This is a genomic window from Brotaphodocola sp. (assembly GCF_050873365.1).
Classification (GTDB): domain Bacteria; phylum Bacillota; class Clostridia; order Lachnospirales; family Lachnospiraceae; genus Brotaphodocola.
Genome location: NZ_JBNMIQ010000032.1, coordinates 1 through 14,058, shown reverse-complemented (window position 1 = coordinate 14,058; position 14,058 = coordinate 1). Strand labels below are relative to the sequence as shown.

General features: G+C 47.9%; 11 protein-coding genes. 3 read left to right on the top strand and 8 right to left on the bottom strand.

Going from position 1 to position 14,058, the window contains the following annotated elements:
- Nucleotides 1-261 precede the first annotated feature (261 nt).
- A complete protein-coding gene (locus tag ACR0QT_RS12415; protein WP_432631031.1) occupies nt 262-2,211 on the bottom strand; it encodes an FAD-dependent oxidoreductase in 1,950 nt (649 codons plus the stop codon).
- A 470-nt stretch (nt 2,212-2,681) separates the two neighbouring features.
- On the opposite strand from ACR0QT_RS12415, the gene ACR0QT_RS12410 reads away from it, so the two are divergent.
- Nucleotides 2,682-3,239: a PadR family transcriptional regulator gene (locus ACR0QT_RS12410; protein WP_432631030.1), complete on the top strand. Its 558-nt coding sequence runs from the start codon at nt 2,682-2,684 to the stop codon at nt 3,237-3,239.
- Between the two features lie 42 nt (nt 3,240-3,281).
- On the opposite strand, the gene malQ is transcribed toward ACR0QT_RS12410, so the two are convergent.
- From malQ to ACR0QT_RS12395, 3 genes are all read right to left on the bottom strand, one after another.
- Nucleotides 3,282-4,871 (bottom strand): 4-alpha-glucanotransferase, encoded by a 1,590-nt coding sequence (gene malQ / locus ACR0QT_RS12405; RefSeq protein ID WP_432631029.1) that lies wholly within the window; start codon nt 4,869-4,871, stop codon nt 3,282-3,284.
- Between the two features lie 88 nt (nt 4,872-4,959).
- Complete coding sequence (locus ACR0QT_RS12400; protein ID WP_432631028.1) at nt 4,960-5,817, bottom strand: endonuclease/exonuclease/phosphatase family protein; 858 nt, start codon at nt 5,815-5,817, stop codon at nt 4,960-4,962.
- Nucleotides 5,818-5,889: 72 nt separating this feature from the next.
- Nucleotides 5,890-8,181, bottom strand: a complete 2,292-nt coding sequence (locus ACR0QT_RS12395; RefSeq protein WP_432631027.1) for a PTS transporter subunit IIBC — start codon at nt 8,179-8,181, stop codon at nt 5,890-5,892.
- Nucleotides 8,182-8,688: 507 nt separating this feature from the next.
- On the opposite strand from ACR0QT_RS12395, the gene ACR0QT_RS12390 reads away from it, so the two are divergent.
- Both ACR0QT_RS12390 and ACR0QT_RS12385 read left to right on the top strand, forming a co-directional pair.
- On the top strand, nt 8,689-8,817 hold the full coding sequence (locus ACR0QT_RS12390; RefSeq protein WP_432631026.1) for a hypothetical protein: 129 nt from the start codon (nt 8,689-8,691) through the stop codon (nt 8,815-8,817).
- Between the two features lie 2 nt (nt 8,818-8,819).
- Nucleotides 8,820-9,845 carry a LacI family DNA-binding transcriptional regulator gene (locus ACR0QT_RS12385; protein WP_432631025.1) on the top strand — a complete coding sequence of 342 codons (1,026 nt, stop codon included), beginning with the start codon at nt 8,820-8,822 and terminating at the stop codon, nt 9,843-9,845.
- A gap of 157 nt (nt 9,846-10,002) precedes the next feature.
- On the opposite strand, the gene ACR0QT_RS12380 is transcribed toward ACR0QT_RS12385, so the two are convergent.
- The 4 genes from ACR0QT_RS12380 to ACR0QT_RS12365 all read right to left on the bottom strand — a co-directional run.
- Nucleotides 10,003-11,154, bottom strand: coding sequence for a glycosyltransferase family 4 protein (locus tag ACR0QT_RS12380; protein WP_432631024.1), 1,152 nt, complete (start codon nt 11,152-11,154; stop codon nt 10,003-10,005).
- A 253-nt stretch (nt 11,155-11,407) separates the two neighbouring features.
- Nucleotides 11,408-12,925 (bottom strand): HD-GYP domain-containing protein, encoded by a 1,518-nt coding sequence (locus ACR0QT_RS12375; protein ID WP_432631023.1) that lies wholly within the window; start codon nt 12,923-12,925, stop codon nt 11,408-11,410.
- A 189-nt stretch (nt 12,926-13,114) separates the two neighbouring features.
- On the bottom strand, nt 13,115-13,849 hold the full coding sequence (locus ACR0QT_RS12370) for an NUDIX domain-containing protein (RefSeq protein WP_432631022.1): 735 nt from the start codon (nt 13,847-13,849) through the stop codon (nt 13,115-13,117).
- Nucleotides 13,850-13,854: 5 nt separating this feature from the next.
- On the bottom strand, nt 13,855-14,058 hold a 204-nt coding region (locus ACR0QT_RS12365; protein ID WP_432631021.1), incomplete at its 5' end, for a hypothetical protein.

Sequence of the window (14,058 nt, the reverse complement as noted above, 5' to 3'; positions counted from 1 at the left end):
AAAAGTCCCCTCTTTCTGATTATAATCGTCATCATACCTCAAATTCCCCGCATGAAGAGCGGGGAACAGACCCCTTCAGAATTCAGCAGATGCAGGCTGGATTTCTTGTGCAACATTATAAAACAAAAAGAAGAGACTTTGCAATATTTTTCCGCTATCTTAATATTTTTTAAGTAAACCGTATCTCATTTCATCGCAGAGAACGAAAGTGACCAAATTCTGGAAAAATATCGGACGCATCCACCATTTTCTCAGATTTTCTTAGATATCCAGTCCTGCGTGGTAACCCTGATAAACCGCATTGGTGATTGTTGATACTTTTCTGGCATCTCCGATCACACGAACAAACGGAGCACTGTCGCGAAGTGCTTCCACGATATCCGCGCGTGCACGCTGACCGAGCGCACAGATCACGGTGGTACCGGCAATCAGCACGGACTCTCCCTGTGCATTCTTGCACCATACGCCATCCTTCTCGATTTTCTCGACGCAGTGACCGGTATGTACCTGAATTCCGTCTTTCTCAATCTCTTTGAGAAGCAGAGGACGATGACGAATATTCGCATCCGGAGCCAGCTCATCACGCATCTCGACCAGATGCACCTTCTTTCCCTCCTGTGCGAGATGAATTGCACACTCACAGCCTGCAAGTCCACCTCCCATGACGACAACCTCGTCGGTCACCTGATCCTGCTTTTTGTAGAGATCGTTGACCACAATCACCTGATCTCCATCGATTCCCGAAATCGGCGGTACAAACGGCTTTGATCCGACTGCAAGAATCAGCGCATCCGGAGCTTCCTTCTCGACATACTCTCTCGTCACCTCCGTGTTCAGACGAATCTCCACCCCACTCTCACGCGCAAACTTCTCGTAAGTCCGGCTGAGCTCATACATTTCTTTCTTAAACGGAAGTGCGATCTCGCTCTTTAAGATTCCGCCAATCTGGTCTTCCTTCTCACAGAGAATGACCTGATGACCGCGTCTTCTCGCCGTCCAAGCAGAATAAAGTCCGCCCGGACCTCCACCGACAACGAGTACCTTCTTCTTCACCGGTGCCGGATAAACTTCATCTCCCTCAAGCTCTCTTCCGATCAGCGGATTTACGGTACATCTTCTCGTCGCCGTCATCGCACGCTCTGCCATACAGGTGAAACAGCGCAGGCAGTGCACGATCTCGTCATCGCGGTTCTCCATCACCTTGCGCGGAAGGTACGGATCTGCGAGAAGCGCTCTCGCCATGTAAACGACATCTGCCTTTCCGGAAGCGATGATCTCCTCCATCTGCGCCGGATCATTCAGTCCGCCGATCGTTGCAACCGGAACCGAGACATGTTTCTTGATCTCCGCTGCCAAGTAAACATTGCATCCATGATCCTTAAACATGGACGGATGCGTATCCCCGAAACCTCTCTGGTACGTTCCCGCAGAGACATGAAGAAGATCAATCTTGGATTCCAACTGCTGTGCAATCCGAACACCCTCCTCAAGATCATATCCGCCCTCAAACAACTCTGATCCGCTGAAACGGAACTCAATCGGGAATGCCGGTCCGACTGCCTTTCTGACCGCATCGAGAACCTCTGAGGCAAGTCTGCAACGATTCTCAAGAGAACCGCCGTACTCATCCGTTCTGTGATTGAAATACGGGGACAAGAACTGGTTGATCAGCCAGCCGTGACCGCCATGAATCATGATCATCTCAAATCCAGCCCGCTTTGCAAGCCCTGCAACCGTTCCATATGCGGTCACAATCTCATCGATCTGCTCTTTGCTGAGCGCGCGCACCTGCACTCCATCCGGGCGCACGGTGTCAGACGGTCCCCACTGGCACATCTCATGCTGACGGGATTTGTCCGTCATATAAGTTCCCGCATACATGCCCGAGTGAGAAAGCTCAAGGCTTGCAACTGCGCCGTGGCGGGAAATTGCATCTGCCGTGTAGGTCGCGGATGCAAGGGAATTCAGGATTGTCGTGTCGAGATGATAAGCATGGGAACCGTCCGTCTTTGGATGAACCATGCACTCGCTGACGGTCACGGCTCCCGCTCCACCCTTTGCGCGAAGCTCATAAAATGCCGTGGATTTCGGTCCGATACAGCCATCGTTCGTGATGTCCGTTCCTCCCATCGGGGCAGAAAACATGCGGTTTGAAAAGGTCTTTCCTGCAATCGTGATCGGACTGCAAAGATGCGGGTACTTGTACTTCATAGCATTTCCTCCATCTGGTAATTTTTATATATGTTAATGTGTTGAGTTGACTGGTTGTTTATTTTATTATTTATTTGTCTTTATCTTATTATTTATTTGTTTTATTATTTCTCGTTTTATTGTGTTCCCTTATTTTTCTTATTGATTCTCATCAATCTCCTTTCCTATCGTAACACTTCGTTCAAAACATGTCAATATTGACATGTTTGTTTTTACTTGTTTTTGTGATATAATGATCGTTAAAGAAAAACAAGCGACTGCGAAGCAGGCATTTGTTTTTCTTGCGCCATTAACGAGCAAACCGCCTGTGTTAGCAGGCAGAGGAGTGCGGTAGCACAAGTTTGCGAGTGTATGATATAATGGGCGTTAAAGAAGGAACAAAAAATAAAACAACTGGAAATATAAAAAATATAAATAAGAATTAAATGCTACAAGAAAAAATCCATAAAACAAAGAAAGAGGAACTAACTATGGGAACCCTGCGATATGCAATTTTAGGACTGTTAAACCGCCGAAGCATGAGCGGATATGAGATGGCAAAAGAATTTGAGACTACTTTGTTTGAATTTTGGACTGCCAAACACAGCCAGATTTACCCGGAACTCAAAAGTCTCACAAAAGAAGGTCTTGTCCAGTACGAGATCGAGGTTTCCGGAACTGTGCTCGAAAAAAAAGTCTATTCCATCACAGAAAAAGGACGAGACCTCTTTCTGAAATGGGAACAGACTCTTTTTCCAATGCCAGCTTCCCCGAAAGACGAATTCCGGTTACAGCTGTTCTTTTCTGATTGTATCGGTGCCGAACGCCAGCTTCAGATGCTGACCGATCAACTCTCCCAGCATGAAAACCGATTGCACCACTTAAAGGAAAACTCCAAAAAATTTCAGACTCTTCCCCCGGAAGGCAAAGAAGCACTGACCGACTATATGGTTCTGCGAGGTGCGATCATCCGCGAGGAGGCGACGTGCAAATGGCTCAGAGAGAGCATGGAACTCTGTCAGAGTCCTGCTTCCTCTGATAAATCTTAAATCCAAGGTCGGATCATTTTGAGCACCGAGATGCTCTTTCTATTATCCTTTGCTTGCAGTCGCAGTCTTGGGCTGGTCGAGCTCATCCTGCCACTGCCAGCCAAGTCTTCCGTAGCGTCTTGCGATGCCGCGAATCTCCGTCTGAAGTGCTGTGCTAAGCTCTTCCTCTTTTACTCGCCACTTCCAGTTGATTCCAACGGTGGACGGGCGATTCATCCGGCTCTTGTTGTCCTGTCCGAGGTAATCCTGCATCGGGATCACGCAAAGGGAAGCGCGGGAGCGCATAATCAATGCGATGAAACTGCGATAGAGGTATTTCTTTGGCGTGTAAGTGTCACAGAGATACTCTCTCGCAAGTTGCTGTTCTGCCGGAGTGATGCTGTTTAACCAGCCCGCAATCGTCTCATTGTCATGCGTTCCGGTATAGGCGACACAGTTTTCTGTGTAATTGTGTGGCAGATAATCGTTTGCACAGCCTGAATCGCGGGAATCAAATGCAAACTCGAGAACCTTCATGCCCGGGAATCCACTGTCATATACCAGTTTTCTCACAGAATCCGTCACATATCCAAGATCCTCCGCAATGACTTCCTTCTCACCGAGAGCTTCTCTCACGCGGGCAAACAGATCCATTCCCGGCCCCTTCTCCCAGTGACCGCCAATCGCCGTCTTTGCCCCATACGGGATCGAGAAGTACTCATCAAATCCTCTGAAATGATCAATTCTCACAACATCATAGAGCTTAAAGCAATAATTCAGACGCTGAATCCACCATGCATACCCGGTCTGGCGATGGTAATCCCAACGGTAGAGCGGATTTCCCCAGAGCTGACCATCCGCAGAAAATCCATCCGGCGGACATCCTGCAACTGCAAGCGGAACATTGTCTGCATCGAGCTGGAAGAGCTGAGGATTTGCCCAGGCATCTGCACTGTCCATCGCTACATAGATCGGAATATCGCCGATGATACGGATTCCCTGACTGTTCGCATACGCCTTGAGCTTCATCCACTGCTTGTAAAACGTGAACTGAAGATACTGCTGAAATTCAATATCAAAGTACAATTCTCTGCGATAATAATCCATCGCATTGTTCCAGCGAAGACGAATATCCTCCGCCCACTCTGTCCACGGTTTTCCCTCAAAACGGTCTTTTACTGCCATGAACAGCGCATAATCGGAAAGCCACCAGGACTGTTCCCGCACAAACTGCTGGTACTCCTCGTTCTCGCTGATCTTACTGCGCTCATACGCCTTGCGAAGAACCGGATAGCGGTGTTTGTACAGCTTCTCGTAATTGATTGTTCCGTTTACCGCATCCTTCTCGAGAATTGCACACTCCTTTTTCGTCAGAAGCCCCTCCTCAATCAGCTCTTCAAGACTGATAAAATACGGATTTCCTGCATAGGTGGAGAAAGACTGATACGGAGAATCCCCATAACTTGTCGGTCCGAGTGGCAGAATCTGCCAATAGCTCTGACCTGCCTTTTTCAGCCAGTCTACAAACTCATATGCACTCTTTGAAAAACAGCCGATTCCATACTTGGATGGCAGGCTACTGATTGATAAAAGAATTCCCGCTTCTCTATTCACCTTAATCTCCCTCTCTCTTCCTCGTTTTCTCGATCTCAATTCATCACTATCGTTTCTTTATCATTTCTTTATAATTCTCTACATAATTCTCTACATTCTCTACTCTTTTTGCATACCTGTCTTTTTTCTATTCCTGTGTGCCGGATTCCGTCTCAATCATCACCCCACAGTGATCAGACACCTGCGGATATTTCTTTCCATCACAGATCACCTGAGAGGATGCAATCGAAATCTCTCCCGCATACCAGATATAGTCAATGCGCATTCCGCTCTCCGATTTCCCGTCTTTCCAGCCATCAATTCCACCGGAAGCCGTGCTCCCCTCGTCCCGGTGTTTTGCAAGCAGATAGGTATCTGACCATCCACTTTCGCGAACCAGATCATAGCCCTCTCCTCGCACAGAGGCAGGGCTGTTGAAGTCTCCCATCAACCACAGTCCCTGTCTCTCCGTCAGCTGAGTTTTCCTTCGTGCAAGGTGCTCTGACACACACTTCCACTGTGCCGAGAAGGGCTCCTCCTCGTCCTTCCACCAGCCCATATGAACAGTGTAAAACCAGCCATCCTCATTTCTCAGGCCGACAATCTTTCGCGTTTTCCAGTTATGATAATCATCAACGGCGCTGATTGTAAACTGATCCGTCTCCACCACCGGTTTCCTCGAAAAAATTGCGAGACCCTCCTCGTAAATGTCGTATCCCAGTTTTGCCGGAACCCAGGTCCAGAAGTAATCGAGACCAAACTTTTTGAGCAGACCTGCGAGATTCGCCCCGTAATTGTCTCTGTGAAGTCTTCCCTCATAGCCGGCAACCGGAAGATAGCCTTCTGCCTCCTCATCTGGCAGAGGGAAGCCAGCAAGACTCTGGCTCGCCTCCTGAAATGCCATGATATCCGGTTTTTCTCTCCATACAACCTGTGCAAACAGTGCCAATTTCTTCTCATAGTCCGGTTCTACCAGACTATGAGCATTGAGTGTCAGAATTTTCATTTCCCTGTCATCTCCTCAATTTCCAAATGAACCACAAAATGAATATATGTATCTCCAAAACAAATTTATTACTTATAAAATATCATTGATATCAGATTTCAGAACATCTGCCTTCGGTCCGTATACTGCCTGAATTCCATTGTCCTTCTTGAGCAGTCCAAGTGCGCCCTCTGCCTTCCATGCCGGAAGCTCTGCGACCTTACTCGGATCTTTTACCGTCACTCTCAGACGGGTCATGCAGGCATCGACAAGCGTGATGTTCTCGCGTCCTCCGAGAAGAGCGATGATGCGCTCTGCCTGACTGCCATTTCCACCTGCATTTGTTGCACCTGCACTTGCACCCTGGCTATTTCCGGCAGATGCATCCGCACTCTCGTCACCATTCTCATCCGTGTAATTTCCGAGACGACCCGGAGTTGCAAATCCAAACTTGCCGATCATAAAGTATGCCACAAAGTATCCAATCACAAAGAAGACGGCGACACAGATCACAAAGTTAATTAAATCTCCTGCAAGTCCTGCCTTTAAGGACATCGGCACACGGGTCAGAAACTCCAGATTTCCGAACGAGTGCAGACGCAGATGAATCACACCTGCCATCGCAAATGCACATCCCTGTAATACCGCATAGACCACATAGAGCGGAAGGGCACAGAACATAAACAAGAACTCAAGCGGTTCGGTTACGCCGGTTAAGAAGACAGCGAGAACCGTGGAGACAAACATCGAACGATAATTCTGGCGCTTATCCGGATCAACTCTGCGGTACATCGCAAGTGCGATACCGAGCAGAAGTCCGGTTGCACCGATCATCTGTCCAACCTTGAAACGAGCCGGGGTTACCGTTGTCAGAAGGTTGACATACGCATTCATATCGCCTGCATCCTTAAAGTTGATCAGATCCGTTGCCCATGCAAGCCAGAGCGGATCCTGACCAAATACCTGAGCACCTGCGTTGATTCCGGTCTGGATTGTGTAAGTGCCACCGAAGGACGTGTAGTTCATCGGGATTGTCAACATGTGATGCAGACCAAACGGCAGTAAGAGACGCTCCAAGGTTCCGTAGATAAACGGTGCCAGAATCGGGGAGGTGGAGGAAGAATTCGCAATCCACACACCAAATGCATTGATTCCGGACTGAACAACCGGCCATACAACTGCAAGGACAAGGGAAATCACAACCGACCATGCGATGCAGACCATCGGCACAAAACGCTTGCCGTTAAAGAATGCGAGTGCATCCGGAAGTTTGCGGAAATTGTAGTACTTATTGTAAATCACACCACCTGCGAAACCGGAGATGATGCCGACAAACACACCCATATTCAGTGCCGGTGCTCCGAGAACCGAGGTAAAATATCCGTTTACGAGAATCTCTTTTCCAAAAAGTGTGTGCGTCACCGCATCTGCGTCACTGAGCATTGCGGAGGTCACACCGAAGATTGAACCCGTGATCTGGTTGATCAGAATAAAAGTGATGATCGCTGCAAATGCACCGCCAGCTCTCTCCTTGGCCCAGGAACCGCCGATTGCGATTGCAAACAGAATGTGCAGGTTGTTGATGACCGCCCATCCGATGTTCTCCATCGTGCTTCCGATCGTTCCGATCATCGAGACATCTGCGCCCGCCATCTGAACGAGTTTTCCAAGGCTGATCATCAGTCCCGCTGCCGGCATAACGGCGATAACCGTCATCAGCACCTTGCCGAGTTTCTGAAGAAAATCAAAATTGATTGCCGGTTTCTTGGATTCCTTTGCGCTCGCCTTTGCTTCTGCCTGAGCGCTATCTCCCGATTTTTCTGCCACCGATACAGACTTCTGTGCTCCTGCCTGTGCCTCTTCATTCGTGGAAACCGAAGTGGAAGTCTCCGCGCTGTGCTCACAGCTCTCAAGAACCGTGAGAAGCACGCTCTCTCCCGCCTTCATCTCACCTTCGCCATAGTTTAAGCTCTTTCCTGCCATTCCTCCGCAGACCAGAACCGGTGTCACTGCGCTGATTTTTTTCTCCTTCAGAAATTCCAAGTCAACCTTTGCAAGCTTCTGTCCGGCTTTGACGCGATCGCCCGGCTTTACAAACACTTCAAAACATTCTCCCTTTAAGGAAACCGTCTCAAGTCCCACATGAATCAGAAGCTCAAGTCCATCCTCTGTCTTCAGACCAAACGCATGCTTGGTCTCCGCAACGGACACCACCTCTGCATCCACCGTGCTCACAATCGTTCCTTCCGACGGGATGACTGCCATTCCATCTCCGATCACCTTCTGTGAAAATACCGGATCATCCACCTGCTCCAACGGAATTGCTTTTCCTGTCACCGGCGACAAAATCCGGATTCCCATACAGGATTCATCTCTGTTCTCCATACCGTAACCTCCCTCATACATGTCTTACCATTAAATTTCTTTTTTGCCTGACTCTTCCCCTGCTGTCCCCTGTTGCTGTCTCAATCTTTCTTTGCGGTTCATCTTTCTCATCTCTGCAAGTTTCCCTGCCTTCTTGCTCCTCCTGCACCGGCTCGATCTGCATTTGTGCAATTTCTGCATTTGTGTAATTCGCAATCGCCTTTTTCTACCCATTCTCTCTGCCTGTGCATGTTGTTGCGCTTGTTTTATGCAACCGCTTGCATTAAATATAATGCGTTTGCACAGATTTTTCAAGTGTTTCCTTTACTTATTTTTTGTTTTCCACGTTTTTCACAATTTTTTGCACGGTTTTTATGCACTTTTCCCATATATCAAAACGCTGTTTCAAACAGGCTCCTGCGTGTTTTATGCAAATGCATTTTTCATGCATGCAATCTATGCAATTTTCATGCAAACACAAATTGACAATTCTGCAACTTTCCTCTAAAATAAAGATCAGAATCCGAAATGGAAAGAAACAATATAGAAGAAATAGAAGAGTCAGAATTCGAAATAGAAAAATCAGAAAGAATCAAATCAAAAAAACAAAACAGCGAAAAAAGAAAGAAAAAGAGAAAAGAAACCGGAGGTTCTTGATTATGGCAGTTACAATCAAAGATGTTGCAGCGCTCGCAGGCGTGTCCCCTTCGACTGTCTCCCGCACCTGCAAGAATAACCCGTCCATCAGCGCGGAGACAAAGGAAAAAGTTCGCAAGGCGATGAGTGAGCTCGGCTATGAACCAAATTTTCAGGCGAGCAACCTTGCCACCCAAAATTCCCGCACGATTGGGATCATTCTCCCACCCTCCGCAAGGGAAGCCTATGAAAACTCATTTTACCTTGAGGCAATCCGCGGAATCAGCCAGTTTTGCAACCAGAGACAGTACATCAACACAATCATCACCGGCGACAGCACAGAGGAGACACTTCAGGCGATCCGCTCGATGACTCGCAGTGGACAGGTCGACGGCTTCATCGTCCTCTATTCGATGCGCCAGGATCCTGTTACAGATTTCCTTTACAATGAGGGACTTCTCTATGTTCTGATCGGAAAAGCCTATCAGTTTGCCAACCAGACAATCTATATCGACAATGACAACCTGCTCGCCGGTCAGGACGCGACCGAATATCTCTATCAGCTCGGTCACAGAAAGATTGGCTACATCGGTAGTGACAGCACGATGATGTTTTCCGCTGACCGACGCACCGGCTACGAAACTGCCCTGCTTCGCCACCAGATCCCGTTAAATTCTGCTTACTGCATCGAGATGAAATCTGCAAATGAAGAAGATCGTCAGCCCCTTCTTGAGCTTCTCAAGCGCCCGGATCGTCCGACAGCACTTGTCGTGAGTGACGACATCCTCGCCGTTGCCTTAGAGCGCGTCTGCCTTGAGATCGGTCTGTCCATCCCCGATGACCTCTCGATCATCTCATTCAACAACTCGCTGTTTGCACGCCTGACCTCGCCCCAGCTGACCTCAGTGGACATCAACTCCTTCCAGCTCGGCATTGAGTCGGCATCCCAGATGATCAACCACATCGAGAATCCGAATCTGCTTGCGACAAAGATTCTCGTCCCGCATCACATCGTCGAGCGCGACAGCTGTGCAAGCCCAAAGCCCTAAATCCATAAAAACAGACACGCCAACAAAAAACTCCTGTGATACGATACGGATTTGGAATTCCGATCACAGGAGTTTTTTCTTATCTCTTTTCTTTCTATTTCTTTTCGTTCTATTTTTTCTGTCTTATTCCAGTAACCCGGACTTCTCTTCGTTTATCTCATCCCATTTTTTGTGATGCCACGCGCTTTCTCACCTTACGGATCGCAAGCTCATAGATATCCAGCGTGCTGTCCACAACCGGCTCCCAGCCAAATTTCTCCTTGATGTAGGCGATCTCTCGCTCCCCATCCGCATTCTTCTCAGACTCTCGAAGGGAAATTGCAAGTTTCAAACGCTCGCGAAGTGCTTTCACATCTCCTACCGGGAAATATCGGGCATAATCCCCGGCGACCTCTCTGTTCTCCGGAATATCACTGAAAATACAATGTGCGCCGTAACTCATCGCCTCAAGCATCGTGATCGCCATTCCCTCGACATCACTCGGAAGCACATAGGCGATGCAGTTGCTGTAAAGTTCCTCAAGCATCTGTCCCTCGACAAATCCAGGCATAATAATCCGGTCATCCTTCTCTGCCTTCTCGCAGATCGACATGGCATAAGGATTCGTCTTGTCCGCATTTCCCGCAATGACGAGCTTGACATCCGTGTCAATTCCACGGAATGCCTCAATCAGATAGTGAATTCCCTTCTCCGGAACAATTCTTCCAAGATACAGGATATAATTTTGCTCTTTTAAACCAAATTTTCGGATCTTGTCCGGGGCAACCGGATCATTCACCTGAATTCCATTGTTCAGATAATGTGTCTCCCGCCCATACGTCTCCAAAAAATAGTGTTGCATATCCTTGGAAAGCACAATGATCTCATCGGCATAGCGCGCTGCGACACGCTCGCCAAAAAGCAGATACTTCGTCGCGAAATTGCCCCACTTGGCACGCTTCCAGTCTAGTCCGTGGATTGTCGCCACAACTGGAATCTTAAACAGTTTCGGCAACCAGATCATCGCACAACTTCCCTCTGCATGATAATGGAGCACATCGTGCCCGCCAAAAAGAGCCTTTCCTGTTGCCAAAACTGAATAAATAAATGCATTTAAAGAAGACTTCTGCGAAGTCAGAATCTTATGAAGCTTCACATTCTTATACTCTTTTGGAATCTTTGGAAGATCCTTATTAAAAGGCTCCCAACGATTGTAAGCTTCTACCTGATTTCCCCGTCTTTCCATTCTCACCGCAAGCTCCGTGACAACGGTCTCAATTCCTCCTTCTCTCGACGGGATTCTCTTATGACCAAGCATTGCTATTTTCATACTTGTCCCCCTGTTTCCACGTAGATTCTATACCGAATCATTCTATCTCCGAACATTGTTCTGTGTTCTGTATCGGATTCTTCACGCTCTGATTCGGATTCCATTTCTACTCTTCACTTTATTTTCTGTTTTCTGAATTTTCTGTTTTTTACTGTTATATAAGAAAATATTAACACTATCTTTACACGATGTCAATTGCATCTGCGAGATCTCGCGTATTTTTTCAGACAATTATTATCTGCTTCCTATTTTCCTATTCCGGCAGAATTCTGCCAATGCTTCCGTTGCACTGTGGCAAAGCCTCATTTGACCAGATCACCCTGCTGACAATCCTGCAATCCCGAAACGTTCCATCAATCCGAATCCGATATGTGTTCTCAATCTCCGGATTTTCCGGTGTCGTCTCAAAGAAACTCTCCTTGAGGCTTTCAATCTCCTCCAACGGAAACGCTTCCAATAACTTTTCATTCTTTTCCGGCTCGAGCGTCACCTCATCGATTCCAAGCGCCTTTGCGCCCCACTCCGAGAACGTCAACATCATCGGCTGAGTCGTGTACTCGTAGCGAATCTCCTTCGAGAGCGACGAATAGAACTTGTCCTTCATTCTCTCATACTCAAGCTGTTGCTGGGTTCGCTCCGCAATCGAGAACTCCGGTCTCTGGAGCAACTCATCCGCGACATTTCTCATCTGACGGACATTCTGATCACCGACAGAACGCAGTTCCAGTTCCTTTGTGATGCGATCCTGACACTCCACAAGACATTCGAGAAGCAGAGGATTGAACGCTCCGCACTCCCCATTTAAAATCATCTGAATCGCCTGCTCGTGGGAATAGGCAGGTTTGTAGACGCGCTCACTCACAAGGGCATCGTAAACGTCCGCAAGGGCGACAACCTGAGCAGAGATCGGGATCTCCTCACCCTTTAAGCCATCCGGATACCCTTTTCCATCATAGCGCTCATGATGCCACCTGCAGATCTCATACGCAACCTTTACGAGCTTTTCATTCTTATAGAAATCAATCTGGCTCAGCATCGACGCACCAATCTCCGCGTGCGTCTTCATGATCTCATACTCTTCTTTTGTCAGCTTTCCCGGTTTATTTAAAATCTTATCGTCAATTCCGATCTTTCCGATATCATGAAGCGACGACGCAAGCGTAATCATCGAACGATCCGTCCACGAAAGTCCATACTTGTCCGTCTTTTTCGCCAGACATTCCAATAGAATTCCCGTGATCGAATTGATATGCATCACATGAAGTCCACTCTCGCCATTTCTAAATTCAACAATATGGCTGAGAATACTGACCAAGATCCAGTTGCCCTTCGCCCGGTCATAGACCTGATCCGTCACAAGACCAATCAAATGCTTCTGCTTGGCGTAGAGCATAATCGTATTCTGGGTGCGCCTCTGCACCACCTTCGCATCAAATGGTCGGCTGATGTAATCGGTCGCTCCAAGCTCATAAGCCCAGTCCACATAGGCAGATCCATTCTCTGCGGAAATCATAATAACCGGAATATTTTCAATCCAATGATTCTTGTTCATAATTGCCAGCAATTCAAATCCATCCATCACCGGCATCATAATATCCAAGAGAATTAATGAGATTCCGGTTTCATATTTTCGGATCAGCTTCAACGCTTCCGCTCCGTTTTCCGCTTCAAGAATTTCAAATTCTCCCGCTAGAATTTCTGCCAACATTGCCCGATTTAACTGCGAATCGTCCACCAGCAGAACTCTTTCCTTCCTTATCTCATTCCCCATTTCTGCGTTTTCCTCTGCACAAAAAGATTTTTATCCTCACTCAACTTTTCTTTCTCAAGGATGGTAAATTTACTGTTATTTTATCACAAAAAAGAAAAACTGACCATCCTTCTTTCCAGATTCTCCTTCCCATTCATGCATTGCACAAATTCAAGTCGACACAAGCATCGACTTGGCGCGTGATTTTGGTCAGCTCTGCTCAAGACGCGATTTCAGATATAAGAGTGCCTGCGTGATCAGACATCCATGATCCACGGCAATCCCGTCACTCGAGAGAAGTCTGTACTCTTCTTCCTGCAAAATCCCGCTTCCCCGATGGCAGACCGCAACCTCTGCATGAAGCGCGATTCCATGCTTGGAATTTTTCAAAGAAAGTTCCCAGATCTCGATATCCCGGATTCCCTGTGTCTCTTCCAGATTTTTTAAAGTTTCCCCGTCTTTGGACGTTTTCTCTGACAGGGAAACATCCATCCACAGTGCCTCATCGGCATCATCTCCCGCCTGAACCGGAAGATCTCCCTCCACAAGCGCCAGAAAAGAGGTCGTGATGACTCGCCAGCGCGGATCCCTCTGCCATGCACCCCAGGTGCGCATCTGACGAAGCGGAAGTCCTGAGACTCCGGTCTCCTCCTCAAGTTCTCTCCTCGCTCCCTCTTCCAGATCCTCTCGAAGCTCCACAAATCCGCCCGGTGTCGCCCAGAATCCAATGCTCGGATGGTTACTGCGTTTCACCATCAGAACCTGAATCAGCTGACCCCAGCGAACCAGTTTTTCTGCACTTCTGACCACAATGATGTCGGTCGTATTGCTCGGTGTGTCATATTTCTTTGGATTGTAGGCATCCAAAAACTCTTCGAGATTCTGCCCCTGTCGATTTCTCGCTCCTGTCCCATAAAAAGGCTCCAACTGATCTAAAAATGCCATCTATCTCATTTCCTCCTCCCCCGCCAGTCCCAGTATAACCCAGAGTGGATGTCCCCCTCCTCTATAGGTGGGGTATCACAAACTTTCTCAGGAGGGGAGACAATCCCCTTCTGAGTTATACGCTCCGCGAGGATGCGCAGTGATTTTGATAAGAAGATGTCAGCAGAGCTGACCAAAATCACGCGCCAAGTCTCCGCGAGCGTCGACTT

What these genes read in the sequence shown, in the direction of transcription:
- ACR0QT_RS12410 (WP_432631030.1), top strand. Translation starts at nt 2,682, where the DNA reads ATGGGAACCCTGCGATATGCAATTTTAGGACTGTTAAACCGCCGAAGC.
- ACR0QT_RS12385 (WP_432631025.1), top strand. Translation starts at nt 8,820, where the DNA reads ATGGCAGTTACAATCAAAGATGTTGCAGCGCTCGCAGGCGTGTCCCCT.
- ACR0QT_RS12395 (WP_432631027.1), bottom strand. Translation starts at nt 8,181, where the DNA reads ATGGAGAACAGAGATGAATCCTGTATGGGAATCCGGATTTTGTCGCCG.
- ACR0QT_RS12375 (WP_432631023.1), bottom strand. Translation starts at nt 12,925, where the DNA reads ATGGGGAATGAGATAAGGAAGGAAAGAGTTCTGCTGGTGGACGATTCG.
- ACR0QT_RS12400 (WP_432631028.1), bottom strand. Translation starts at nt 5,817, where the DNA reads ATGAAAATTCTGACACTCAATGCTCATAGTCTGGTAGAACCGGACTAT.
- ACR0QT_RS12380 (WP_432631024.1), bottom strand. Translation starts at nt 11,154, where the DNA reads ATGAAAATAGCAATGCTTGGTCATAAGAGAATCCCGTCGAGAGAAGGA.
- ACR0QT_RS12390 (WP_432631026.1), top strand. Translation starts at nt 8,689, where the DNA reads ATGGAAAGAAACAATATAGAAGAAATAGAAGAGTCAGAATTCGAAATA.
- ACR0QT_RS12370 (WP_432631022.1), bottom strand. Translation starts at nt 13,849, where the DNA reads ATGGCATTTTTAGATCAGTTGGAGCCTTTTTATGGGACAGGAGCGAGA.
- ACR0QT_RS12415 (WP_432631031.1), bottom strand. Translation starts at nt 2,211, where the DNA reads ATGAAGTACAAGTACCCGCATCTTTGCAGTCCGATCACGATTGCAGGA.